The sequence below is a fragment of the Lactobacillus crispatus genome (assembly GCF_018987235.1).
Classification (GTDB): Bacteria; Bacillota; Bacilli; order Lactobacillales; family Lactobacillaceae; genus Lactobacillus; species Lactobacillus crispatus.
In genome coordinates, this window is record NZ_CP072197.1 from 1,038,468 (window position 1) to 1,064,754 (window position 26,287).

Annotated in this window: 24 protein-coding genes and 1 other RNA gene; 18 read left to right on the plus strand and 7 right to left on the minus strand. The window is 35.1% G+C overall.

What is annotated here, in order from left to right; all coding sequences use genetic code 11:
• Nucleotides 1–2: 2 nt before the first annotated feature.
• Nucleotides 3–632 (plus strand): endonuclease III, encoded by a 630-nt coding sequence (gene nth, locus J6L97_RS05050; RefSeq protein ID WP_005723082.1) that lies wholly within the window; start codon nucleotides 3–5, stop codon nucleotides 630–632.
• Nucleotides 633–786: 154 nt separating this feature from the next.
• Here nth and J6L97_RS05055 read toward each other — a convergent pair whose 3' ends face one another.
• Together J6L97_RS05055 and recU are read right to left on the minus strand one after the other, a co-directional pair.
• Nucleotides 787–3,099, minus strand: a complete 2,313-nt coding sequence (locus J6L97_RS05055) for a PBP1A family penicillin-binding protein (protein WP_057726659.1) — start codon at nucleotides 3,097–3,099, stop codon at nucleotides 787–789.
• Nucleotides 3,100–3,101: 2 nt separating this feature from the next.
• On the minus strand, nucleotides 3,102–3,731 hold the full coding sequence (gene recU / locus J6L97_RS05060; RefSeq protein WP_005723080.1) for a Holliday junction resolvase RecU: 630 nt from the start codon (nucleotides 3,729–3,731) through the stop codon (nucleotides 3,102–3,104).
• 69 nt (nucleotides 3,732–3,800) lie between these two features.
• Between recU and J6L97_RS05065 the strand changes: the two genes are divergently transcribed.
• The 6 genes from J6L97_RS05065 (at nucleotide 3,801) to J6L97_RS05090 (ending at nucleotide 8,182) form a co-directional block, all read left to right on the plus strand.
• On the plus strand, nucleotides 3,801–4,370 hold the full coding sequence (locus J6L97_RS05065; protein WP_005719679.1) for an SLOG family protein: 570 nt from the start codon (nucleotides 3,801–3,803) through the stop codon (nucleotides 4,368–4,370).
• Between the two features lie 93 nt (nucleotides 4,371–4,463).
• Nucleotides 4,464–4,874, plus strand: coding sequence for a DivIVA domain-containing protein (locus J6L97_RS05070; RefSeq protein WP_005723079.1), 411 nt, complete (start codon nucleotides 4,464–4,466; stop codon nucleotides 4,872–4,874).
• A 26-nt stretch (nucleotides 4,875–4,900) separates the two neighbouring features.
• Nucleotides 4,901–5,268: RNase P RNA component class B (rnpB, locus tag J6L97_RS05075), an RNA gene on the plus strand.
• Nucleotides 5,269–5,334: 66 nt separating this feature from the next.
• Complete coding sequence (locus tag J6L97_RS05080; protein ID WP_057726658.1) at nucleotides 5,335–6,459, plus strand: THUMP domain-containing class I SAM-dependent RNA methyltransferase; 1,125 nt, start codon at nucleotides 5,335–5,337, stop codon at nucleotides 6,457–6,459.
• 3 nt (nucleotides 6,460–6,462) lie between these two features.
• Nucleotides 6,463–7,695: a metallophosphoesterase gene (locus tag J6L97_RS05085; protein ID WP_005722382.1), complete on the plus strand. Its 1,233-nt coding sequence runs from the start codon at nucleotides 6,463–6,465 to the stop codon at nucleotides 7,693–7,695.
• 49 nt (nucleotides 7,696–7,744) lie between these two features.
• Nucleotides 7,745–8,182, plus strand: a complete 438-nt coding sequence (locus tag J6L97_RS05090) for a hypothetical protein (RefSeq protein ID WP_005726999.1) — start codon at nucleotides 7,745–7,747, stop codon at nucleotides 8,180–8,182.
• A 141-nt stretch (nucleotides 8,183–8,323) separates the two neighbouring features.
• On the opposite strand, the gene J6L97_RS05095 is transcribed toward J6L97_RS05090, so the two are convergent.
• Together J6L97_RS05095 and J6L97_RS05100 are read right to left on the minus strand one after the other, a co-directional pair.
• On the minus strand, nucleotides 8,324–8,947 hold the full coding sequence (locus J6L97_RS05095; RefSeq protein ID WP_005722384.1) for a non-canonical purine NTP pyrophosphatase: 624 nt from the start codon (nucleotides 8,945–8,947) through the stop codon (nucleotides 8,324–8,326).
• A 420-nt stretch (nucleotides 8,948–9,367) separates the two neighbouring features.
• Complete coding sequence (locus J6L97_RS05100; RefSeq protein ID WP_005719669.1) at nucleotides 9,368–9,601, minus strand: hypothetical protein; 234 nt, start codon at nucleotides 9,599–9,601, stop codon at nucleotides 9,368–9,370.
• Nucleotides 9,602–9,730: 129 nt separating this feature from the next.
• Between J6L97_RS05100 and J6L97_RS05105 the strand changes: the two genes are divergently transcribed.
• From J6L97_RS05105 to J6L97_RS05125, 5 genes are all read left to right on the plus strand, one after another.
• The gene (locus J6L97_RS05105; RefSeq protein WP_005719668.1) at nucleotides 9,731–10,087 is read left to right on the plus strand and encodes a hypothetical protein; all 357 of its coding nucleotides are present in this window, start codon (nucleotides 9,731–9,733) and stop codon (nucleotides 10,085–10,087) included.
• 553 nt (nucleotides 10,088–10,640) lie between these two features.
• Nucleotides 10,641–10,796, plus strand: a complete 156-nt coding sequence (locus J6L97_RS11080) for a hypothetical protein (protein ID WP_223876342.1) — start codon at nucleotides 10,641–10,643, stop codon at nucleotides 10,794–10,796.
• Between the two features lie 79 nt (nucleotides 10,797–10,875).
• A complete protein-coding gene (locus tag J6L97_RS05115; RefSeq protein ID WP_118992340.1) occupies nucleotides 10,876–11,733 on the plus strand; it encodes an IS982 family transposase in 858 nt (285 codons plus the stop codon).
• A gap of 58 nt (nucleotides 11,734–11,791) precedes the next feature.
• On the plus strand, nucleotides 11,792–12,448 hold the full coding sequence (locus J6L97_RS05120; RefSeq protein ID WP_013086396.1) for a hypothetical protein: 657 nt from the start codon (nucleotides 11,792–11,794) through the stop codon (nucleotides 12,446–12,448).
• A gap of 46 nt (nucleotides 12,449–12,494) precedes the next feature.
• On the plus strand, nucleotides 12,495–13,265 hold the full coding sequence (locus J6L97_RS05125; protein WP_057727077.1) for a hypothetical protein: 771 nt from the start codon (nucleotides 12,495–12,497) through the stop codon (nucleotides 13,263–13,265).
• Here the strand turns inward: J6L97_RS05125 and J6L97_RS05130 are convergent.
• Nucleotides 13,248–14,105 (minus strand): IS982 family transposase, encoded by an 858-nt coding sequence (locus tag J6L97_RS05130; RefSeq protein WP_118992340.1) that lies wholly within the window; start codon nucleotides 14,103–14,105, stop codon nucleotides 13,248–13,250. The two genes, J6L97_RS05125 and J6L97_RS05130, sit on opposite strands and share 18 nt — an antisense overlap.
• A 129-nt stretch (nucleotides 14,106–14,234) precedes the next feature.
• Here J6L97_RS05130 and J6L97_RS05135 point away from each other — a divergent pair, with 129 nt between their 5' ends.
• Together J6L97_RS05135 and J6L97_RS05140 are read left to right on the plus strand one after the other, a co-directional pair.
• A complete protein-coding gene (locus J6L97_RS05135) occupies nucleotides 14,235–14,786 on the plus strand; it encodes a cysteine hydrolase family protein (RefSeq protein WP_057727074.1) in 552 nt (183 codons plus the stop codon).
• Nucleotides 14,787–15,019: 233 nt separating this feature from the next.
• Nucleotides 15,020–15,256 (plus strand): replication initiator protein A, encoded by a 237-nt coding sequence (locus J6L97_RS05140; protein ID WP_005719662.1) that lies wholly within the window; start codon nucleotides 15,020–15,022, stop codon nucleotides 15,254–15,256.
• 32 nt (nucleotides 15,257–15,288) lie between these two features.
• On the opposite strand, the gene J6L97_RS11085 is transcribed toward J6L97_RS05140, so the two are convergent.
• Nucleotides 15,289–15,606: a hypothetical protein gene (locus tag J6L97_RS11085; protein WP_223876403.1), complete on the minus strand. Its 318-nt coding sequence runs from the start codon at nucleotides 15,604–15,606 to the stop codon at nucleotides 15,289–15,291.
• A 465-nt stretch (nucleotides 15,607–16,071) separates the two neighbouring features.
• Here J6L97_RS11085 and J6L97_RS05150 point away from each other — a divergent pair, with 465 nt between their 5' ends.
• Both J6L97_RS05150 and J6L97_RS05155 read left to right on the plus strand, forming a co-directional pair.
• Nucleotides 16,072–17,250, plus strand: coding sequence for an IS256 family transposase (locus J6L97_RS05150; RefSeq protein ID WP_005728142.1), 1,179 nt, complete (start codon nucleotides 16,072–16,074; stop codon nucleotides 17,248–17,250).
• A 164-nt stretch (nucleotides 17,251–17,414) separates the two neighbouring features.
• Entirely contained in the window at nucleotides 17,415–20,930 is a 3,516-nt protein-coding gene (locus J6L97_RS05155) for a DEAD/DEAH box helicase (RefSeq protein WP_057726940.1), read from the plus strand.
• 117 nt (nucleotides 20,931–21,047) lie between these two features.
• On the opposite strand, the gene plsY is transcribed toward J6L97_RS05155, so the two are convergent.
• Nucleotides 21,048–21,683 carry a glycerol-3-phosphate 1-O-acyltransferase PlsY gene (plsY, locus tag J6L97_RS05160; protein ID WP_005719656.1) on the minus strand — a complete coding sequence of 212 codons (636 nt, stop codon included), beginning with the start codon at nucleotides 21,681–21,683 and terminating at the stop codon, nucleotides 21,048–21,050.
• Nucleotides 21,684–21,781: 98 nt separating this feature from the next.
• Between plsY and parE the strand changes: the two genes are divergently transcribed.
• On the plus strand, nucleotides 21,782–23,728 hold the full coding sequence (parE, locus tag J6L97_RS05165) for a DNA topoisomerase IV subunit B (protein ID WP_013086390.1): 1,947 nt from the start codon (nucleotides 21,782–21,784) through the stop codon (nucleotides 23,726–23,728).
• 18 nt (nucleotides 23,729–23,746) lie between these two features.
• Nucleotides 23,747–26,203 carry a DNA topoisomerase IV subunit A gene (gene parC, locus J6L97_RS05170; RefSeq protein ID WP_057726941.1) on the plus strand — a complete coding sequence of 819 codons (2,457 nt, stop codon included), beginning with the start codon at nucleotides 23,747–23,749 and terminating at the stop codon, nucleotides 26,201–26,203.
• Nucleotides 26,204–26,287: the final 84 nt, after the last annotated feature.

Genomic DNA, 26,287 nt, shown 5'->3' on the forward strand with positions numbered 1-26,287 from the left:
AAATGACAGAAGATTTATTGAGTGATGAAGAAGCACGTAGAGTTTTGAAAAAAATTTTAGCATTGTATCCTGACGCACAAGGTGAATTGCAATGGGATACTAACTTTCATTTACTTTGTGCGGTTATGTTGAGCGCACAAACGACTGATAAGATGGTTAATCGTGTTATGCCTAGTTTTAGTAAAATGTTCCCAACCCCAGAAGTATTAGCAAAAGCTCCAATTGAAGAGATTGAGCATGAGATAAAAACTATTGGTCTATTTCGTTCAAAAGCTAAACATTTAAAGGCCACTGCGCAAATTTTGGTCGATAAATATAATGGACAGGTTCCTAAGGATAAAAAGTTATTGATGACCTTACCAGGGGTGGGAGAGAAAACTGCTAATGTTGTTTTGGCTGAAGGCTATGGTGTGCCAGCTATTGCTGTTGATACTCATGTGTCACGGATTTCTAAAAAGTTCCATATTGTAGATGACAAAGCTACTCCACATGAAGTAGAGAAGCGATTAGAAGCAATTTTACCTAAAAGTGAATGGATAAAAACGCACCATGCAATGATTCTATTTGGTCGTTATACAATGCCAGCTCGAGCTAAAGGCGATCCGTATTCTTATTTAAATTCCGAAAAGTAAAGCCGAAATAAATTCGGCTTTTTTTATTGAATAATTTTATATAATCTGTTGTTACTAAATTTTAATTTTATAATTTCAGGCCTCAACTACGTTTCGGCCAAAATAAAAACAGATAACAAAACGCTATCTGTTAATAAATATATTTAATTATTGCCTAGTCATTATCCGAATCATCATTACGTTCATGTGATTCTTCCTCAGGTTTTCTCGTTGATGAACTTTGTTGTGTTGAAGAAGATTGTGTTCTTCTTTGAGAGGAAGAGGCTCGCTGACTGCTATTGGATTGAGATGATGAGCCATTTTCACGACTTGATGATGATTGAGTAACTGCAGTTCTAGAAGATGAAGGAGTAGTTCCAGTATTATCGCTTGAAGTATCAGTTTCTTCATCGTCTTCATCATAACTTGCTGGACTATTACCAATTCCGGCTGGGGCATGGCCTCGAACAAATAATTGCCAAGTGCCGCCACTAGTTGCTAATTCTGGAGGATTAGAGTTATTTACAATTTTCGCTCTTACAACTGAGCTAGGCTGTTTCCAGTCTAGGTTAGGCTTATTGTTCATTAGGTAGGTCATCATACTCTTATACATTAGCTGTGCAGATTGTTGACCTATTCCAGAAATAGTACCGTCCTTTAAATTATCGTAACCAGTCCAAACACCCATAACATATGATCTGGTATAACCAACGAACCATGAATCTTTTGGAGTTGAATTATAGCTTGGGTACTTAGCTAGATCTTCATCAGAGTATTTAACAGTACCGGTTTTACCAGCTTGATAAAGATCTGCAATTTTTGCATTAGTACCAGAGCCTCGTTTGATTACGCCTTTAAGCATATCGGTAATCATATAGGCAGTTGATTTCTTCATTACACGTACACCATTTGAATCATAATTTCTGGTTAATCCATCTGGTGTTTCAATCTTAGAAACAAATTGCGGCTTGTGGTATACGCCCATGGTGGCAAAAGCACTATAAGCACCAGTCATTTGTAAACTAGACGCATTAGCGCCAATTGCTACTGATAAACCAGATTTTGGTGAAACATTAACGCCCATTCGGCGAGCAAAAGCTGAAGCCCGTTTTACTCCAACTTCAGCAAGAGTTTTACCAGCTGGAACATTACGTGACTGCTCCAATGCATGTCGCATAGTCATCATCCCGTCGTATTTGTTGTCCCAGTCATATAATTGGATATTGGTACCAGGATAAACATACTTACTGTCATCAATCATTTTTGCTGTTGACCAATTCAAGTATTGAATAGCAGGTGCATAGTCAAGTACTGGCTTAATTGACGAACCGGTAGAGCGTCCAGTTTGAACAGCCCGGTCTAATCCTAATTGAACAGAAGGTAAGTGACGTCCACCTAAGATTGCAACAACATGACCATTGTTTGGATCAACTACAGTTGCACCAATTTGCATTTTATTGTTTGTAAAAGGTACAGAACCGTTGTTAGCTAACTCGTACAGCTTGTTTTGAGCTTTTTGATCGATATTAATAGTAATCTTTAAATTATCGTGATATGGATCAAAGCCTTTGCTCTTAACTTCAGAAATTACCTCTTTAATGTATGGATCATCAATTTTTCTAAGCTTAGACTCGTTATTATTTCGATGTGATTTAAGTCCCTTACTAATTGGTTCAGCAACTGCTTGATTGTACTCAGCTTTAGTAATTTTGTCATTTTGTAGCATAGTCTTTAAAACAATATCACGCCGGTATTTGGCCTTTTGCGGATAAAGATATGGATCATATGCAACAGGTGCATTCGGCATCCCTGCAATCAATGCAGTTTGTGCCAAATCTAACTTACTTAGTGGCTTACCATAGTAGTAGTTAGAAGCAGTACCCATGCCATAATTTCCATAGTTCATAAAGACTTTATTAATATAAAATTCTAAGATTTGGTCTTTACTGAATTCATGTTGGACTTTCATAGCTAACCAAGCTTCTTGAGCTTTTCTCTTCAGAGTACGTTGAGAAGCAGCAGTAGAGAAGACCGTTAGCTTAACTAACTGCTGGGTTATAGTAGAACCACCTGCAGCAATACTATTACTTTTGGCATTAGTTAACATAGAACCAATAATTCTAATTGGGTCAACGCCTAACTTATCTTTGTAAAAACGTTTGTCTTCTACTGAAACTACAGCATCTTTTAATTGCTGAGGAATGTCTTTATTTTTAACATAAATTCTTTTTTCAGAACCAAGTGATAGTAAAAACTTACCATTGTTAGTATATAGACTTGAAGATTTACCACTCTGCAATTGGTCCTGACTAATGTTAGGAGCATCTTTGGCATAAAAAGCAAAAAGCCCGATTCCAGAGATTACTATTAAAAATATCAGCAAAAAGATCCATTTAATGATTCTAATCCATAAGTGGCCACTACTTGGCCTTCGACCATGATAGTCTCTTCGTGATTCTCGTTTCATATTATTGTTATTATCAGCCATGATTATCTTTTCCTATCTGCAATGAATTTATCTACCGCCTTAAGATAAGGCAGTGTAGGACGAAAGCCACTTTTGATTTCAAAAGAATTGTTTTCAATTTCTTTTAAAGTCATTGAGCTTTTATCTTTTTTTCGCCAAGCTCGAATTACAAAACTAGCTGGAGTAACAAAGTAGCGCTCTAAGCTAGCGAACCTAATAATTGTAAAACAAATTCCTTGTTGTTTTAAGCATTCGTCCAAGTGAAAAATTTGGTGTTCATGAAAGTTTTTTAATGGGAAGTTAGTTTTATTCCGTGTTTCTTTTGCCTCAAAATCGAGATAGTACCCTTTATAAACACCATTATAGTCAGTTGTTGAAGCTTGCCTAAAGTAAGCTTCACGAATGACCGCCTTAGAACGTTTGGGATAATCAACTTTAACAATTTGAATTGGGGTTGGCTTTTTATGAACAACTGCAATTTCTTCCATTAAATAATATTTATTAGATTCATTGATTTGTTGCTCAAGTGTCATCCCACGATCAGAAAAGTTAACACCTTTTTTATGATGATATGATCGGTGAACTGGATGTTCATCTTTTTTAGTTACAGGTTTTCTAAATGCGGCTAAACTACCGCTAGGATATTTGACCATTGTCCTCACTCCTGTTAGCATTATAGCAATAAAGACTACATTTTTGAACATAAAGGGGGGCTTAAACAAATGCAGCGTTTATGGGTGACTGGCTATCGCAGCTATGAATTAAATGTTTTTGGCGATCGTGATCCCAAGATAACTGTCATTAAATATGCCCTAAAAAATTACCTGACAAGTCTACTGGATGATGGGCAATTGGACTGGATTATTACTGGAGCTAACCTCGGTGTCGAACAGTGGACAGCTGAGGTTGGACTTGAATTAGGAGAAAAATATCCGGTAAGAACATCAATAATGATTCCATATGAAGAATTTGCTAATCGATGGAATGATAGTAACAAAGCTAAATTCTTAAATTTGAAGGAAAAAGTGGACTTTTTTGCTTCAACTTCTAATACCCCTTATCAAAGTCCACTTCAATTACGTAATTATCAAAATTTTATGATTCAGCATACTGATCGAGCATTGATGATCTATGATTCAGAGCACCCAGGTAAACCTAAATATGATTATAATTTAATCCAAAAATACCAGGAAACTAAAGAATATCCATTAGATTTAATTGATTTTTATGATTTACAAGATGCAGCTGAAGAATACCAAGAAAATCATCAAATAAATCATTTTTCTGAATAATATGGTAAAAATTTTATTAAAGTCTGTTTCTTTATTTTCAGTCAGCGTTGTTTTTGCTAAAATAGGGTGGAATGTAAAGGAGTTGTCAGTAAGATGGCAAATTTAAATGATATAAAATTATCAGGACAAGATATATTAAAGAAACAATTCAAAAGTAAAGTAAAGGGATATGATCCCGATGAAGTTGATGCATACTTAGATGAAGTAATTTCTGATTATACTACTTTTCAACAAATTATCGAAGATTTGTATGGTCAGATCGGTACGCTCCAACGTCAATTAATGGATGAAAAGCAAAAAGCAAAGAAAACAGTTGAGGCTGAAGAAGAAAAGGTTAAGACTTATATGCCAACGCATAGAAGAAGTGCGCCTGTGAAGTTTGCAGAAGATGCAGATGATACTCAAGGTGAAATTTCGACTAATATGGCTATTATTCAACGGATTTCAACTTTGGAAAGAAAAGTTTATAATCTAGAACAACACGTTTATGGATTAAAGCATTAATTTTTGCTATAATGACTAACAGTGTGAATTTTGAGTAGGCGCGGCTAGCTTATGTTAGCTGAGGAAAGTCCACGCACACACAGACTGCGATGTTTGTAGTGATCGTATTCAGCCTAACAAGCTGGAGGGGGACGTTAGTCTTCACGGCGGAAAAAGTGCTAAATCTTCGGACATGCATTACTATCCTGAAAAGTGCCACAGTGACGAAGCAAGGTCAGAAATGACTTTGGTGGAACGAGGTAAACCCTGCGAGTGTGAAACCCAAATTTGGTGGGGGAGTTTCGGCCTAAGGAAATGAACTAAAGGTCGGATTATTGCTTTAAGCAGTAAAGATAGATGACTACTGAAGGTAATCTTTGCCAGAGATTATTGGAACAAAACGTGGCTTATAGAAATTCACACAGGCAGAGTTGGGCTTTTAGGTCCAGCTCTTTTTTATTTTGAAAATGAAAGAGTAACAATGAAAGAATACCAACTTTACGCAACTATGGGCGCTGGTTTTGAAAGTGTCGTTAATAAAGAATTACAGTCTATGGGGTATAAGACCCATGTTGAAAATGGTCGTGTCTTTTTTAAGGGTGGTCAAGAAGATATAGTTAGAACTAATCTTTGGCTGAGAACAGCTGACCGAATTAAAATTTTGCTAAAAGAGTTTAGAGCAACAGATTTTGATACCTTATTTAATGAGATTTATGATTTTGATTGGGCCGAATTATTGCCTGTTGACGCTAAGTTTCCTGTTCAAGGTAGAGCTGTAAAATCCAAATTGCACTCTGAACCAGATGTACAGTCAATTGTAAAAAAGGCAATTGTTAATAAGATGGTTGACCAGTACCATCGTCGTGGCTTTTTGCCAGAAACTGGTAATGAATATCCCTTAGATATTCATATTTATAAAAATGTAGCTCGAATTTCGCTAGATACTACAGGCGCTAGTTTGTTTAAACGTGGCTATCGAGTAGAGCATGGTGGAGCCCCTATGAAAGAAAACTTTGCGGCCGGGCTATTAAAACTAACTCCATATAATGGTACTCACCCCTTAATTGATCCTATGACTGGTTCAGGAACTTTAGCTATTGAGGCAGCATTAATTGCTAAAAATATAGCACCAGGAACCTGGCGTAAATTTGCCTTTGATGGTTTTGACTGGTTTAACCCTAAACTACATAATGAAGTATTAGCAAAGGCTAAGAGTGAAGTTAAGCCGCTTGAAGCACCGATTTGGGCTAGTGATATTGATCAGTCTGTTCTTGAAGTAGCTAAATTAAATGCTCACAATGCAGGTGTATTGCAAGATATTCGCTTTAAACAAATCGCAGTTAAAGACTTTACTACTGATCTAGAAAATGGAATTATAATTGCGAACCCACCTTATGGTAAGCGATTGAAGGATCGTGAGTCGGCAGAAGAACTGTATCGCCAAATGGGAGAAGTACTTAGACCGCTTAGTTCGTTCAGTCAGTATTACTTAACTGCAGATCCTAACTTTGAAAAATGTTTTGGTGCAAAGTCTACTAAGAAGCGCAAACTATTTAACGGAAATTTGCGGGTTGATTTCTATCAGTATTGGGCTAACAGAAGGTAAGAAATGATTACAAAAGAGCTTAACACAGAATTTTGGGTGATCTCGGATACGCACCTAATCGCAGATAGTTTACATGATGAAGGACAAGCCTTTTCACGCATGCAAAAAACTAGTCAAGGTAAGGATTTGTATTATCAAGAAATAGCCCTTTCTGCTTTTATGCGAATGGCACAAAGAAAAAAGCCTGCCGCAATTATTGTAACTGGTGATGTGACATTTAACGGTGAACGAGTTTCTGCTGAGAAATTTGCTCAAATTTTTAAGCCGTTGAAAGAAACTAAAGTGTTAGTTTTACCTGGAAATCACGACATTTTTGATGGGTGGGCTAGAGAATTTCGTGGTAAAAAACAGTTCTATGCTGGTGAAATTAGCCCAATGTTTTGGCGCTCGATCTTTGATAAATCATATCGTGAGGCCTTAGATGAAGACGATAATTCATTGGCTTACAGTGTCCAACTGAATCCGCAATATCTTTTAGTTTTAGCGGATTCAAATATTTATGGAAAAGAAGAGACAACAGAAGCACCGCACACTCACGGCGAAATTGGAAAAGTACAATTAAAATGGATTGAAAAACAATTTCGTTATGCGCAGGAACATCAGTTACGTCCGGTTTTATTTATGCATCATAATTTATATGCACATAATCCAGCAGTTAACAAAGGCTATGTAGTTGATGACGCTGTTGAGCTACGACGTTTGTGTGCGCGTTACAACGTGAAATTAGCTTTTTCTGGTCATATTCATGCTCAAAATATTATGGGACCACAAGACATGACGCCTACAACTGAGATCGTTACATCAAGTTTTTGTTCTAATGATCAAGGCTATGGAGTAGTGCGAGTTCATTCACGGCACATTACATATGTGCGGCGTAATTTTGATATGACAAGATATTTAACGGATGAGGAAAAGGAAAATTATACTTTAGTTCATTATCATAAGTATTTAAAAGATCTACAGCTTGGTAGTATTTCTGCGGATATGATGCAAAGTGAATTAAATCAGTATCACGAAGACATCGAGTTAGTTAGGGCGATGGGGAATTTGTTTGGCTGGATGAACTATCATTTCTTTAATGGTCATAATCATATAAAGGCTAGCGAGTTGAATAAAATCCATGCTTCTAAAGAATATCAAGTTTTGATTAAGCACCATCCTGAGTATCGGTTATATCTAAAGACGCTGTACGACACAAGTGATCACTCTAATTTACAAGTGAAGATACGATACTAAACAAATTTTAGTATAATGGATACTGATTCTAAAGAAAGCGGACATGATTATGTTAAAAGATGAAACAAAATTTGATCAATTAGGGCAAAAGCTTTTTATGAAAGGTGTTTTGCAAGACTTCGAAAAGAAAAATGGTCCAATTAAGGGCAGAATGATGGTTACAGAAGGAAAGATTCCGCCGGAAATGTTAACTAAGCTGCAATCTGAATTGATGAATAGTAGTAATTGGATTGTAGTTGAAGGTAGTTTTGATTTTTATAATTATACTGTCGGCATGATTGTAGATTTGACTACAGGTAAGCCATTAGCAAATGGATGGTTGGTACCACAATTGGGTCACCCAGGGATGCAACCTGCAGAGAAATGGCAAGAATTTTTGATTGAAAAAGTCGTTGATGCAATCGATGAAAAAGGTAAGATTAATTTGCCGCTATATGTTTGGATTTCAGATCGTAGTGATTTGACCAAGACTGATCAAGATTTATAAAAATATTTTTAATTATGTAAAGCTTAAACAAAAAGGTAGGTCAATTTTGACCTACCTTTTTTAGGATTTATTTATGAGTATTAAGAAGTTATTGAATTAAGTAAGTAGATATTATTTAACCAGTTTAATTTTCAAAGTGAGCTAGTTATTAATTGCCTGAGCAGATTTTTGAGCATCCCACCAATCGGGTAAATCACACAATAACTTATTTAATGTATTATTGCGGTGCGAAATTGAGTTTCTCTCATTGAGATTCATTTCTGCAAAGGTTTTTCCTAGTTCTGGAACTACGAATAAAGCATCGTAACCATAGTTACTGCTACCATGTGGATACTTAGCAATTAATCCACTGATTCTACCAGCACTAACAATATCATTGCTTTCTTGACCTGGCCAAGTAAAGACAAAGGTAGTGTAGTAGCTAGCTGTCCTTTTTTCACTAGAAACTCCACCTAAATAGCCTAATAATTTAGCTTTATCATCTTGACCATTATGGTGGTAAGGCAAGATTCCTAAAGAGTTAAGTAGATAATCAACACTTAGACCTGAGCTTTCTGATAATGTAGGCAAATTGGTAAATTCAGCTAAACGATGTGCTGTAGCTCTAGCATTACTTAAAAATGTTGCCTCAGAATATGACTTTTGTGGTGCATAATCTACTTCAGCTAAACCAACTACTTTGATAGGAAGACTAAGCTGGTTAAGTTTATCTTGTAATTCATTAATTTTATTTTGGTCATATGTTGTAAATAATAAACTATCCATTATTTTCCCCATGCTTTCAAAAATAGATATACCATTTATAGTGTATCCGCTTTCATATATTGCACAGTCATTGTCTTATCTTTGTGAAGTAAAGTCAAGCATAGATAATAGCTTTTATCAAAAAGTCCATATACTTCAGGTTTTTAAACTGAATAATGTTATTTTTAATGACTAAGATTGTGAAAATTATAATATGAATTCATTTCAATTTATATTACTTTTATATTTATACCAATCTTGTATAACCTTTTGATATATAATTTCTCTGAGGTTGTTTTTTTATATGAAAAAACGAAATACATTTATCACACTAAACTTGTATCAAATTACACAAGATAGAGTGATTAATCAATTAATAAAAAAATAAAATTGTATTTTAATAAAAAAGAGAAAATCTTTTTTAGATTTTCTCAATTATGATTAACTAGCTATTAAAAATTTCCATAATGCATTATTGGTGTACCAGTTTTGCGGTTGAATTGCTCCTAGACAGGCTACAATAATATAAATTGCTAATGTTGAGATTATGAATGCAATTCCTAAGTTGACAATGTTGAATGGAAAGGTAGTTTTATGTTGTTTCATTGCGATGTGAATGGCGAAAGCCAACAGAACCAAGCCTATAATAATTCCAAATTGATAATAAATGCTCATTTTCTCTCCTAAGTTACAGTTAAAAGTATACGTTAAAATCGGATTAAAGAGTGATTTTTATTTATCTAGCCTCTTTATTTTATCAAAATCAATGTTATATTAGAGAGGTAGAAAGAAGATTATGTACATATGTCTGTAGATATTTACAATGAAAAACTTGAACCATACGACGATGGTAAGCGTCATAAATTTAGTGGTACTTTTGATAGATTAAACGATCGCTTAGCTATTTTTAAGGATTTGCGTATTGCAGGTGCTGGTGGCAATCCAATTGTTAAGCAGTTAGCACTGCATTACTTGAAAACTTTCAAAGACCTTGATTTGAAGAGGGGCGATGTAGTTGAATTTGAAGGCATGGTTGAAAAAGATTCTAACAATGGCTTCACAATTGAACGCCCAACTCAAGCAGAAAAAATCAGATCAGCAGCTGCCGATGATGCTAAAGTTGACGTGGTTGGCGATGATTGGAATTGGTTTGAAAATTAGTTAACGGAAGTGACTTACGAGATGTAAGCCGCTTTTATTTTTGAAATTTAAGTCATAGCTAGAAATGTAGTAAAATTAAGCTTGTAAGGAGAATTAGATGCACTTTGATATCTTTAATCGAAAAACTGTCTCAACTGATAAAATGTTTTTCCAGACAACATTAAATCCTAAGCAAGCAATAATCATTGGCAATGGTGCTAAATTTCGACGTTGAGTTTTCTTTTCTACTAATTTTGCTACATTTTATGTAATCATTCTGTCAGCTATTAGTATTTTATTAATTAAGTCTAATGTTTCTGTACTAATTTGCTTACTATTAGCATTAGCAAATTTAGTAATTAATCGCTCAATACCTCGTTATTGGCAAACTTTCTTTGGCCCGAATGCTGAATATGGAAAAAATCATCGTCCAGCCATTTTGCCTATTTTATATATCATAACCTTGTTCGGTTGGCTTTGGAGCGTATCACATTTCGTAGGATCTTTAACTTTTATTACTGGTACATTTGTGCTAGTAGGTCTTGCAGGTAGTTTATTATCGCTCTGGATATGGATGAATTTGAATACTGTTAGTTGTGTTCCAATCAGTGAATTACAATGGCGAAGCAATGCCAAACGCAGGGGAATGTCTGATGAAGACATTGATAAGGTTATTGCTAGTTTAAAAAAGCGTAGAGCAATATATTTTAGTACGCGTGGTGCTAGTTAAATCGTTTTAGTTAATAAAAAAGTCCAATCTTGTTAGACTCGACTTGTAAATAGTAATAATAGAAAAGAGTCTGATCTGATTGAACTGCCTTAAGCTTAAGCGTTTTAGCCACCATTTACAAGTTAGTTTTAAAGATTTAGTGATAATTTGTCGGCACTGGTATCGTTTGTATGCACCGGCTGAGTTTACTCATCGGCGAAATATTGATCAAATTAAAACTACGGACAGTCTGATTTTGGCTTTACTTATCTGGCAAGCTAAGACAGGAATTGAATCACAAAGAAGATTCTGTGAATGTTTCAATTGTTTATCACACTCACGTTTTAATCGGCGTTCACGTCAGCTATTGCAATTGATTTATCAGATACGGCAAGAAATGAATAAAAAGGTTGACCTGAATGGACATTTCTTGATCATTGACAGCTTTCCGGTACCTGTTTGCCAACCAATTCGCAACTATCGTGCTAAAATTTTTCGCGGTTATGCCAACATTGGTTATAAGGCCACCAAGAAAATTTACTTCTATGGTTTCAAAGTTCATGCCATTGTTAGCGATGACGGTTACATTCTTGATTATGTCGTAACAAAAGCATCAGTTCATGATGCCAAGGAGACAGTTGAACTGATGGAAAATGCACATCCATCTAATTACTATCTTCTTGGCGACGAAGGCTATTTAGGCAAAGAACTGCATCAACAGCTAAAACAAATGGGTTATGAACTTTGGACACCATATCGTAAAAATATGACAGGAGCTAAAAAGCACAATGATCATCAATTGATGGCTATTCGCAGAACAATTGAAAGCGACTTTTCGCTTCTGACCTATTACAATGCCGAGAACAATCGAGCACGTAGTCTGATAGGCTTTCAAAGCCGGTTGGAAATTGCAATTTTAGCTTATAATTTGGCTTATTGTCTAGAAAGATTTAACTAGCACCACGCGTATTTTAGTAAACACGATAAATAAAATTATAGACGAAAGATAGAATTTAATGACAGATTTTACAGAATTTGAAAGTACAATTTTTTCATCAGACGATAATTTTGCCATTCGAAAAATTAAACATAATGTCATTTTGACGTATCGCACTCAAGATGATGAAAAAGAATATGAAAGCCTAAGTAAGAATACATATCGTGTATTTTTTGAAAATAATCTTGAAGTTAGTCGACTGTATCCACCTGATGAATTCAGTCACAATTGGCTAATCCAAATTTTAATGCCGCAACTTTCAATTGATTCGCTCAAATCTATGGCGATTGCCTTAACTACATTAGAAAGAATTGCGCAAAGTCAAGAAGGCATGCAATTATCTGAATATGTTAAAAATAGTGAGTTAGTAGAAATAAAGTCCTGGTTTGATCTGCGTAATAAGTTGCGAAAAATATCCAAAGCTTATAGCCTAATTAAGCAAAGTACTGATCAAACAACACAGTGGCTAGGAAGTGATGGACATCGTTATCGTGAAGTGATTTTAGCCAATAGTTTACGGCTTAATTATGGTCAAGATGAAGTTGTTCGTTTAATTCCAATTAAAAATAATTGGGTTATTCAGTTTGTTAAAACTGATTTCAGTGCAACTGATGGCGTAATTGATCAGCTTTTTGCGGCATTAACATTATTGACTCAATATGTAAAACAAATTTAAATCAGAGATGAAACATATTCTTTATGCCCTTAATGGGACTTTTTTCATGTTACTCGTTCCGGCTTTATTTGTATTAGCATTACGACAATTAAGCCATGAAGCTAACCAAAAATTGGTAAATACATTTGGTTTTAATAGTCAAATTATTGCTGGCGGATTAGGAATTATTGTTCATGAACTTAGTCATTTGATTATGGCTATAATTTTTGGTCATCATATTAATGCGGTTAGTTTATTGCGCATCCCTAGTAATACCAATGATATGTCACTTGGCTATGTTAAACATACTTGGTCTCCTACATCTACTTATCAAAAGGTGGGTAATGCTTTTATTGGCATTGCACCTGTATTAGGATGCACCTTGCTGATTTACATAATCATGCGTACATTGAATGCACCTATTTCATTGGTTCAGAATCAGCTTACTACTCAGTTATTAAGTAATGGTAATGCACCTAACTGGAATTTCTTAACTCATAGTTGGATTTATATTTTTGAATTATTTCAGCTTAATTTTGATTCAATATGGCACTCAATTGTTGCTTTATTGCTAGTAATCAGTCTATGTTTTGGTGGATTCGATTTAAGCGAGGCTGATATAAGTAGTGGCAAATATGCTTTTTTAGGATTAATTGGTATAACCTTTATCATGCTTCTCTTAGTTTCTTTTCTAGGCTTTCACGCTGCATTATTACCGTTTTTAGTTAATATTACTGTCTGGATTTATTTGGTATTCATTATATCAATAGTAATTTTAGCAATAATTAATTTAATTATGTATATTTTAAAACGCGTGGTGCTAGTTAAATCGTTCTAGACAATAAGCCAAATTATAAGCTAAAATTGCAATTTCCAACCGGCTTTGAAAGCCTATCAGACTACGTGCTCGATTGTTCTCGGCATTGTAATAGGTCAGAAGCGAAAAGTCGCTTTCAATTGTTCTGCGAATAGCCATCAATTGATGATCATTGTGCTTTTTAGCTCCTGTCATATTTTTACGATATGGTGTCCAAAGTTCATAACCCATTTGTTTTAGCTGTTGATGCAGTTCTTTGCCTAAATAGCCTTCGTCGCCAAGAAGATAGTAATTAGATGGATGTGCATTTTCCATCAGTTCAACTGTCTCCTTGGCATCATGAACTGATGCTTTTGTTACGACATAATCAAGAATGTAACCGTCATCGCTAACAATGGCATGAACTTTGAAACCATAGAAGTAAATTTTCTTGGTGGCCTTATAACCAATGTTGGCATAACCGCGAAAAATTTTAGCACGATAGTTGCGAATTGGTTGGCAAACAGGTACCGGAAAGCTGTCAATGATCAAGAAATGTCCATTCAGGTCAACCTTTTTATTCATTTCTTGCCGTATCTGATAAATCAATTGCAATAGCTGACGTGAACGCCGATTAAAACGTGAGTGTGATAAACAATTGAAACATTCACAGAATCTTCTTTGTGATTCAATTCCTGTCTTAGCTTGCCAGATAAGTAAAGCCAAAATCAGACTGTCCGTAGTTTTAATTTGATCAATATTTCGCCGATGAGTAAACTCAGCCGGTGCATACAAACGATACCAGTGCCGACAAATTATCACTAAATCTTTAAAACTAACTTGTAAATGGTGGCTAAAACGCTTAAGCTTAAGGCAGTTCAATCAGATCAGACTCTTTTCTATTATTACTATTTACAAGTCGAGTCTAACAAGATTGGACTTTTTTATTAACTAAAACGATTTAACTAGCACCACGCGTATTTTAAATATTATTTTATAAAGGAGAAAATAATGGCAAAAGCGTTATTAGTTATCGACTATAGTAAAGACTTTGTAGCTGATGATGGAGCTCTTACTTGTGGCAAGCCTGCTCAAGCAATTGATCAACGTATTACAGAACTGTGTAAACAGTTTCTACAAAATAAAGATTGGGTGATTTTCCCGATGGACGCGCACTTGAAAAATGATCCATATCACCCTGAAACTAAATTATATCCACCGCATAATATTATTGGAACTGCTGGCCGTGAAGTATATGGTCAAACGGGTAAATGGTATTTAGAAAACAAAGATAATGATCATGTTTTATTAATGGATAAAAATCGTTATTCAGCTTTTCAAAATACTAATTTAGATAATTATTTACGTGAACGCCATATTCATGACCTGACACTAACTGGTGTTTGTACTGATATTTGTGTATTGCACACAGCGATTGCGGCATATAATTTAGACTATGAAATTACAATTCCACGTTCTGCTGTTGCTACTTTTACATCAAATGGCGATGAATGGGCAATGGCTCACTTTAAAAATGCATTAGGTGCGAATATTGCTGATTAATTTAATGGCCTGCATAATTTACTAGTAAGTCCAATTATTACTATCTAATAAAAATATACGTTATAATTAATGTAAAGGAAAAAGCTATGTAAAGTGAAGAGGTCAAAATGTATACAAATATTCGTAAGTTTAAAAAGGGCGGAAACTACCCGGAACAGCAAAATGGGCTACCACAAGCATTTTTTCATAATCCCAAGTATAAGAAGTTAAGCCCCGATGCATGATACCTATACATGATACTTACGATGAGAATGATTGATTCACAAACCAATGGATGGGTAGATGCTGACGGTAATATGTATATTATTTATTCTAATCAAGAGCTAATGGATGACATGCATTGCAATTCTTATACGGTGAAACGACTAAAGAAAGAATTGGTTAATCATGATTTGTTACTCGAAGAAGATGCTCCTGCAGAACATGATGATAGGTTATATCCTTTAAGAATTAATGAAAACGAAAAATGATAAAAGACATTGGTAAATACGGCCAATGTCTTTTATTTAGTATTAGTAAAGAAAATAACTAATGTATCCGCATCAGGATAAGGCTCTGAATGAACACTTAAGAAATTTTGCAGTTTATGATTGTATTCAATATTATTTTCACTTTGACTATTTTGATAAATTTTCTCTAGTCCAGCTCGGTTAGCCGGATAAATAGCATTGTTCATGGCGAAACCTACAGCGTTACTTTGAACGTCATTTAGTAAATATGATGTCCCAATTTGATTGAGTAAATGATCTATGCGTTCTATTTCCTGCTTCTTATCATGTACGTTTGGCACAAGCAGTAGAGAGACAGCTGTAATATCCATTTCACATTGTCCCCCCCAAAAATTTATCATAAAGCTCGCTAAAGTTTTGATCTGATTGAGCTAAAAGCCATTCCTGGTAGATTTTTAAAATACGAATTGTTTTTTGAATATCATATAAATAAAGCTTACGATAACTAAACTGCTGAAATTTTCTTGTAATTCCAGAAAGTAGCTCTGTATAGCAATTTAAGTCTTCAGCAATTTTAATTGCCGAGTCATTTTTATTTCCTTTCTGTATTTCATTTACATTAGCTGATACTTATATAAGTCTATATTATAATACTGTACTTTCTATACTTTTATTATAAGATCATCGCATGATTTGTTAATAATAGAGACTGTAAAATAGTTTGTGTAAGGATGAATGATTCCTTAAATTTATTTCTTTAAACATTAGAAAAAGGAGTTCCTTTCTCGTATGATTGGTTTGAACAAAAAAACACATACAGAAAGAAGAACTCCTTCATGAATGATTTTACCAAAGATTTTGCTCAAGCTCTATTCAATCCAGACAAAATAAATGATTTATTGCGCAAAGAGCTACAACAGGCTGTTAATAACTTGCTAGAAGCTGAGTTGACTGCCTTTCTAGGCTATGATCCCTATGCCAGAAATGGCTGGAATACTGGCAATTCTAGAAATGGTGCTTATTTCCGCAAGGTTGATACCCAGTTTGGACCAATTGAAGTGCAAGTGCCTCGAGACCGCAACGGTCAGTTTCATCAGCACACGCTGCCTGACTACAAGCAGCACTCTGATGTTTTGGAAAGCACGATTATCAAGCTATACTCCAAAGGCGTAACTACCAGAGAAATCGCTGACTTGATTGAGAAAATGTATGGCAGTCATTATAGTCCAGCTCAAGTATCAAATATTTCCAAGCAGATGCTCCCCAAGATTGAGGCTTATCACAAGCGCAAGCTAAGCGACAAGTTTTTCTGTGTCTATTTGGATGCGACATACCTTCCTTTGCGCCGAGAAACGTTTGAGCGTGAAGCAGTATATATTGCCATTGGCATTAAACCTAATGGACATAAGGAAGTCATTGACTACTGCATTGCTCCTAGTGAGAACATTGAAGTTTGGACAGAGATGCTTCAAAACATGAAGTCCAGAGGCTTGAAGCAAGTTGAGCTTTTTCTTTCTGATGGTGTTGTTGGCATGAAAACAGCCTTGGCCAGGACTTATCCTAAAGCTCATTTTCAACGCTGCCTGGTTCATGTCATGCGCAATATCTGCGCTAAAGTACGCGTCGACGATCGTGAAAAGATCATGAACGAATTCAAGCAGATACATCAACAGACAAGCAAAAAAGAAGCTGCAGCTGTCTTGCACAAATTCTATGCCAAATGGAATAAAGCTTATAGCCATGTCATCAAAGGTTTGAAGGAAATTGAGCCCGATCTGCTAGTCTTCTACAATTATCCCAAACAAATCAGAGCTTCAATTTATTCAACCAATATGATTGAATCCTTTAACAACGTCATCAAGCGTAAAGCTAAGCCTAAGGCAGAATTTCCAACTGAACAGTCGCTTGATGCATTTATTGGCATCCAGGCAATGAGCTACAATGACCGTTATTTCAATCGAATTCATAAAGGCTTTGGTCAGGTTCAGGACACCTTAGAATCCTACTTTGATTAAATAAATAATTAAAAAATCAATTTACGAGAAAGATCTATTTACACAAAAGATTTGACAGTTTCTAATAATAAAATGCTCACTAAAAATGTTGTGACAATTTATTATTAACAACTAAACAATTATGATAGTGTAAGTAGTAATAATTATGAAAGAGCGTGATATAAATGGCTAGATGGCATAGATTATTTCCTGAACGAGTTTTTGATCGTGGAGAAATATATTATGGCAATGATATGGTTGAAAATATTCAATTAGCTCAAGATCAGGAACACTTTACCGCTCAAGTTCAAGGCGGAATTGGTCGTTCTTATACTGTAACTGGTCGTCTTCGTTTAGATGGTCGAGCTTCAGAGTTAGACTGTAATTGTCCATGGGCTAATAAAGGGCATCGCTGTAAACACGAGGTTGCGGCTTTACTTGCAGTAGAAAACGAACATAACGTTAAAGTCCCTTTTTCTGACTTAATTTCTGAACATCTTAAGCAAATGATCGCACATAAAAGCCCAGTACTTAACCCCTTAAATTTGATTGGCAATATGAAATTTACCAAAAAAAGTTATGATCAGGCACTGGAACTTAATGATCACTGGTTGATTAGTAGTTGTCGGCATTTTGATGATAAGATGCGTAAATATGAATATTTTTGGGAGATAGTAACAGAGGACAATGAGTTAATTACATTATCTGTGCAATTTACTCGCTGGCAAATTATATCAATTAAATTTGATAGTGATTTTTCCCGTATTGAAAAAGATAGTGTTAGAATATTAGCTCTGTTTTACTTTATTAATGAGTATCTTGATGACGATCCATTTGATTTAACTAACCAGGCCGCTGAAGATCTACTTGAATTTTATAGTGACGCTTCTACCCAAAATGATGAGCCGATTATTTTGCGGGCAAGTATTGATAAGTATAATAACATCCCTAGTTTGACGTTTAAATTAGGAAAGAACAAGCATATTTATAAAGTTAAAGATCTTAATCAACTAGTAGATGCATCCCGACACAGCTCTTCTCTAAAGCTAGGTAAATTTTTCAACGAGCCTATAAATCAGGCTAAAATGGATATTGATAGTCAACACTGGTTATCTTTTATTGAAAAAATTATAGATGCTCGTAATCTAAACGAAGAATTTTATTATAATTACAGTAGTCAGGTTGGTCGCATTACACTAGAGAACTCTGTGGCCGATGAAGTTAATGATTTACTTTATCAAGGCGTAAAGTTGTACTCAAATGAGCAGCCTATAGGATATACAACTGATCAACTAGATTTAAACATTAAAATTGAAACTCAAAAGTCATCTGCTTTAGTTAGTGTAGAGGATCTTCCAGTTTCTACTATAATTACTGGGAGTCATGCGTATTATGGCTATTACAAAGATGTATGGATCAAATATATAGGTCTTACGCCTGCTTCTTTGCATAATTTAGGATTGCAGCCTGGTGCTGAAATGCAATTTAGTAAAAAGACCGTTGCTAAGTTTGCACATAATATTTTGCCTAAATTTGAGCAAACAAAGTTTATATTAGTGTCTGGTACTGATGAGTTGAAAGCTATTTTGCCACCAGAGGCCCATTTTTTGTTTAAATTAGATTATCGTGTAGGCAGTATTTTATGTATGGCTCGAGTACAGTATGGGGATGCACAATACGAGTTAAATCAAGGATATACTGAAGAGGACCGACGCGATGTTGAAAAAGAGACCGCAGCATGGAAGCACATTAATACATATTTTAGTGATTATCAGCATGGGCGGTATGTTTTATCCAATGAAGAATCGGATGTCGTACAAGCTTTTCTAGATGATGGTATCAATGAGTTGAAACGATTAGGCGAAGTACAAATTACAGCTAACTTTAGATCACTTTTAAAGGGAATAAAGATTAATTTGGATGTTGGAGTAGGTATCAACCTGACTAATGAATTATTAGATATCGATCTTGCTGATCAAAAGATGAGCTGGGAAGACATTCAAGCGGCTTTGAAAGCCTACCAAGAAAAGCGAAAATATTTTGTTTTAAAAAATGGAATGCTAGCTAAGGCAGAACAACCGACAATTGAACAATTGGCACAAACTTTGCATGATTTAGGTATTAGTTTTAAGGATTTCATTCACGGTAAATTACATTTACCAGCATATCGTGCCTTTTATTTTGCTAAGCAAATGAAAGCTGCTAATGCACTGCATTTCTCAACTAATGAATCCTTTAATACTCTGATTAATGATTTAGCTAAGAATCAGTTGAAGCAAAATCAAATACCAGTTAGTTTGCAAAATATTTTGCGTCCATATCAGAAGATAGGTTTTAATTGGCTAAGCACTATCGTTAATTATAAATTTGGCGGGCTACTTGCTGATGAGATGGGATTAGGTAAAACCTTGCAGATTATTAGTCTTCTTTTAGCTCGCAAAGAAAAAATGCAAAATCAGTTACCTAGCTTAATCGTTGCGCCTGCTTCTGTTATCTATAATTGGCAGGCAGAAGTTAAAAAGTTCGCACCTAGCCTTAATGTGGCTCTATTAGATGGCACTAAAAAAGAACGAGAGAGATTGCTTTTAGATGCTAAAAAGTATGATCTGCTAATCAGTTCATATCAATCGCTTAATCGAGATCTAGAAGCGTATCAAAATCTAATTTTTGATGTAGAAGTAATTGATGAAGCACAAAATATTAAGAATCAGCAATCAGTTACCGCCAAGACAGTCAAAGTCATTAAAGCGCATCATAAACTAGCTCTAACAGGAACACCGATTGAAAATAAATTGAGCGAGTTATGGAGTATTTTTGATTACTTAATGCCAGGTTTTTTAGGTTCATATCCTGACTTTAGGAAAAAGTATGAATTACCGATTGTTAAAGAGCAAGATAAAGAGGCAGAAGATCAATTAGCTAATATGGTAATACCCTTTATCTTGCGGCGTCTAAAAAAAGATGTGCTACGTGACTTACCTGACAAAGATGAAGAAATTGTGCCTGTTAAAATGAATAAGAAACAAGCTGATTTGTATAATATGCAGACGCAAAAGATTATCGCTCAATTAAATGGACAGGGGGATGAAGACTTTAAGAGATCACGTTTTCAAATTTTGGCTCAGATTACTAAATTACGTGAAATTTGTTGTGATCCTCATTTGCTTTATGAAAACTATCACGGCAAGTCTAATAAATTAATTGCTACAATTGAGTTGATTAAGAATAATCTAGCAAATGGACATAAAATTTTATTGTTTTCACAGTTCACAGCTATGCTAGATATTTTGCATGAAAACCTTGCCAGATTAAGACTACCTTTATTTACTATTACTGGATCAACACCTAAAACTAAGCGTCAAGAACAAGTTCAAAAGTTTAATCAAATGGCTCAACCAGGGGTCTTTTTGATTTCATTAAAAGCAGGCGGAACAGGCATTAACTTGACTGGTGCTGATGTTGTAATTCATTATGATCCTTGGTGGAACTTGGCCGCAGAAAAACAGGCGACGGATCGAGCTCATAGAATTGGTCAAAAGCATTCTGTTAAGATTTATAAGATGGTTACAGAAGACAGTATTGAAGAGAGAATCATTGCTTTACAGCAAAAGAAAGCAGAATTAGCTGATATAATTTTTCAAAATGATCAGATTGCTGATGCAACAATGAGTAAAGACGATTTAATTAAGATTTTGAAATAAATAGATCATTATAATAAAATAAAAATATTTGTTTGTACTTGCGAACTATTGTTTGCAAAAGTATAATATTTAGGTAAACAAAAACCAACAAGCTAAATGCTTGCTGGTTTTATAATTTTAGTTTGAGTTAGTATGTTTCTTTTTATACCAATACACTAGACCGAATGGAACCAGATTCTCTTGGTGATGTTCGATTCGAATAATATTGCTTCGGTGACTCCAGTAAATTAAGATTACGAGCAATCCACTGATAATGCTCAAGGCAAGATCGTGGAAAAAGAATGAAGCAATAAAGATTAGAACTACTGAGATCAAACTAGTTAATGAAACCATACTTGTAATAAATAAGATAGGGAAGAAGATTAACGCACAGATCAAGAAAAAATGGACATTATATCCTAGTAAAAATCCAGCGGAAGTTGCTACTGCCTTGCCTCCTTTGAACTTTAAAAAGACAGGAAAAGCGTGGCCTAAAATTGCAGCTAAGCCAAAAATCAAGCAAAGATAATGTGGTCCTAGTTTAAAAATTATTGGTAATACTGTAGCAAAAGTTCCTTTGAGAAAATCTACTATAAAGACAATGATTCCAGCAGCTGGTCCTAATACTCTAAAGGTATTAGTCGTTCCGATATTTCCTGATCCGTATTTCCTAATATCTTTATGAAAAAAGATATTACCCACTAACACACCTGTTGGGAATGATCCAATCAAGTATGCTAAAATAAACAACGATGCAAATTTTAATGCAAACATATTTAACAACACTCCTATTAATCTATCGCTATTTTAGCAAAGATTATCTTTTAAATATATGGTGCTGGTTAAATTAATGAACAAGTGGAGGAATTTTAGTGGCAAAAGCTAATACTTATGATGATTCTTCAATTCAAATTTTACATGGCCTAGAAGCCGTTCGTAAAAGACCTGGTATGTATATTGGTTCAACTGATATTCATGGTCTTAATCAATTAGTGTATGAAATCGTCGATAACTCTGTCGACGAAGCCATGGCTGGTTTTGGTAAAGAAATTGATGTAACCATTCATTCAGATAATAGTGTTACTGTAAGAGACTTTGGGCGTGGTATGCCGACAGGAATGCACAAATCGGGTAAGCCCACAATTGAAGTTATTTTAACTGTATTACATGCTGGTGGTAAGTTTACTGAACAAAATTATAAAACTTCAGGCGGGTTGCATGGCGTAGGTTCATCCGTTGTTAATGCACTTTCAAGTTATATGAAGGTTAGAGTCGTTCGCGATGGTAAAGCTTATGAAGAAGAATTTAAAGATGGTGGGCATCCGGTAGGTACATTAAAGTGTGTAGGAAAGACAAAAGAGCCAACAGGGACTACCATTACGTTTAAGCCAGATGAGACTATCTTTTCAACCACGAAGTATAAGTATGAGACAATTCAGGAGAGAATTCGTGAATCTGCTTTTCTACTTAAAGGGGTTAAATTTGTCTTAACAGATGAGCGTGAGCCAGAACATCATGATGTTTTTCAGTATGATGATGGAATTAAATCATTTGTTAAGTATTTAAACGAAGGTAAAGGCACAATTAGTGATGTCTTTTATTTTGAAGGCAAGCAAGATGGCATGGAAATTGAATTTTCAGGTCAATATAGTGATGGATATTCAGAAAATTTAGTTTCATTTGTTAACAATGTTAGAACTGGTGATGGTGGTACCCATGAGTCAGGTGCTCGTAGTGGATTTACACGTGCATTTAACGATTATGCTAAAAAGCAGGGTCTACTAGGTAAAAAAGATAAAAATATTGATGGTTCTGATTATCGTGAAGGGCTTAGCGCGGTTTTATCTGTTAAAATCCCTGAAGAATTACTTGAATTTGAAGGACAGACTAAGGGTAAATTAGGTACTCCACAAGCACGTTCTGCTGTAGATTCACTTGTTTATGAGAAAATGTCTTACTATTTAATGGAAAATGGTGAGCTGGCTCAGGAACTAGTTAAGAAGGCTCAAAGGGCTAGGGATGCACGTGAAGCAGCTAAAAAGGCACGTGATGAAAGCAGAAATGGTAAAAAGAGACGAAAAAAAGAAGTTTTGTCTGGTAAATTAACGCCAGCTCAATCGCGAAATCCTAAAAAGAATGAACTATTCTTGGTCGAAGGTGATTCAGCTGGTGGATCTGCTAAGCAAGGTAGAGACAGAAGATTTCAAGCAATTTTGCCTCTTCGTGGTAAAGTATTAAATACTCAAAAGGCAAAATTGCAGGATATCTTTAAAAACGAAGAAATTAATACCATGATTTATACCATTGGTGCTGGTGTAGGAACCGAGTTTAATGTTGATGACTCTAATTATGATAAAGTCATTATCATGACTGACGCCGACGATGATGGTGCTCACATTCAGATCTTGCTATTAACATTCTTTTATCGTTATATGCGGCCGATGATTGAACACGGAAAAGTTTATATTGCTCTGCCACCGCTTTATCGCTTACAAAAAGGTCGAGGCAAAAAGACGCAAGTTCAATATGCATGGACTGATGAAGAACTAGCTGATGATGAAAAGAAAATGGGACGTGGCTATTCGCTGCAGCGATTCAAAGGTTTAGGTGAAATGAACGCGGAACAGCTATGGGCTACTACTATGGATCCTCAATCGAGAATGTTAATCAGAGTTAAAATTGACGATGCTGCTCTTGCTGAGAGACGAGTTACTACCTTAATGGGTGATAAAGTAGCCGCAAGAAGAAAGTGGATTGAAGAAAATGTTAAATTCAGAATGGGCGAAGACGGCTCAATTCTAGAATCCGAAGATGAATAAAAGAAGGTTTTAAATTTAATGGCCACAAAAGAACGAATTCGAGAAATGCCACTTGAACAAGTAATGGGTGAACGTTTTGGACGATATTCAAAATATATTATTCAAGAACGTGCTTTGCCTGATATTCGAGATGGCTTAAAGCCAGTTCAGCGGCGTATCCTTTATGCAATGTATCAAGATAGTAATACTTATGATAAACCATTTAAAAAGGCTGCTAAGGCTGTCGGTAATATCATGGGTAACTTTCACCCTCACGGTGACAGCTCAATCTATGGGGCTTTAGTGCACTTATCACAAGACTGGAAGATGCGCGAACCGTTAGTTGAAATGCATGGTAACAATGGTTCAATGGATGGTGATGGCCCAGCAGCTATGCGTTATACGGAATCCCGCTTAAGCAAAATCTCTAATATGCTTTTGCAAGATATTGATAAGCAAACCGTAAACATGGTGCTTAACTTTGACGATACTGAGTATGAACCTACAGTCTTACCTGCACGCTTTCCTAACTTATTAGTTAATGGATCAACTGGGATCTCATCTGGTTACGCTACAGAGATTCCACCACATAACTTAGGTGAAGTGATTGATGCAACAATTTATTTGTTGAAACATCCTGATGCTTCTCTTGAAGATTTGATGAAATATGTAAAAGGCCCTGACTTTCCAACTGGTGCTATTGTTATGGGGACTAAGGGAATTAAGGAAGCATATAGGACAGGACGTGGTAGAATTCAGGTCCGTGCCAAAACCACTATTCAAGAAATTCGTGGGCATAGACAAGAAATTGTTGCTACGGAAATTCCATTCGATGTTAACAAAGCACTATTAGTAAAAAAGATAGATGAAATCCGTCTGAATAAAGAAATTGATGGAATCGCAGAAGTTCGTGATGAAACTGACCGCCATGGTTTGTCAATTGTGATTGAATTGAAAAAAGATGCTGATGCGCAGAATATTTTAAATTATTTATTTAAAAATACTGACTTACAAGTATCTTATAACTTCAACATGGTCGCTATTGATCACATGACTCCTGTTCAAGTTGGGCTAAAACGAATTTTAGCTTCTTATTTAGAACATGAAGAAGACGTTGTAACTAAACGTACGAAATTTGACTTAGATAAGGCAGAAGCTAGATTAGAGATTATTCAGGGCTTGATTCATGCCATGGATATTTTGGATCAAGTAATTAAAACCATCCGCGCTTCTAAAAATAAAGCCGATGCTAAGAAGAATTTAATAGCTAAGTATAAATTTACTGAAAAACAAGCTGAAGCAATTGTTTCTTTACAACTTTATCGTTTAACTAATACGGATGTTAATGAATTAATTGCTGAACAAGACAAGTTAAATAAATTGGCCGAAAAATACCGTAAATTATTATCAGATCGTGCAACTTTAGAAAAAGAAATTATTAAAGAGTTAAATGCAGTCAAGAAAGAATTTGCTAATCCACGTCGAACTCAAATTTCAGAAGAAAGTGCTAAAGTTGAAATTGATGAAAAAGCCTTAGTTGCTGATGAACAGGTTAGAGTACTAATTAGTCGAGATGGCTATTTAAAGCGTTCATCTTTACGTTCATATCAGTCAACTAATGATGATGACAATGGTTTACCAGATGGTGACAAAGTAGTTTATGAAAACACACTATCTACCCTGACTAACTTGTATTTATTTACCAATAAGGGGAATGTCATTTATCGTCCAGTACATGAACTAATTGAAACCAAATGGAAAGAAACAGGACAACACCTATCACAAGAAATTGGATTAGACAGTGATGAGCAAATTATTCGCGTCTTTGTATTTGATAAATTGAATACTGATTGCAACTTTATTCTGGCTACTAATGACGGTTATATCAAACAATTGGAGTTAGCTAACTTACAGCCGACGAGAACTTATAAGTCACGTGCAATGACAGCTATCAAGTTAAAGGGCAAGGATAGTTATGTGGTTGGGGTAGATTTGATCAAATCAGATAATCATAAGGAAATCACATTATTTACTCATCGCGCCTATGCAATTAGATATGATGTTAGCGAGATACCAACTTCAGGAGCTAAAGCAGTAGGTGTTAAATCTGCTAACTTGAAAGATGACGATTATATCGTAAATTATGTCCTAGTTGATTCTAAGTATGTTGATTTAATGCATGTTGGGCTAATTACTCAACGTGGGGCATTTAAGCAATTCAAACTTAAACTAGTTAATAAAGTTTCTAGAGCCAAGCGAGGGGTACTAGTACTGCGGGAATTGAAGAATAAACCGCATAGAATTGTTGCTCTAATGCCATATGCTCAAGATCATTTGTTACATGTCACTACTTCTAGTGACCGTCATGTAAATATTAAAACTACGGATTATCCATTAGGCGATCGTTATTCTAACGGCTCATTTGTTATTGATACTACCGTTGATGGGACGCCTGTAAGTATTGAATTGGGAAGACCCATTAGTAGTCAAAATTAAGATTTGAGTTTAACTAAAACAATATATTAATTTTTAAAAACAGTGTTAAGACATATGTTTTGACACTGTTTTGTTTTGGATAGA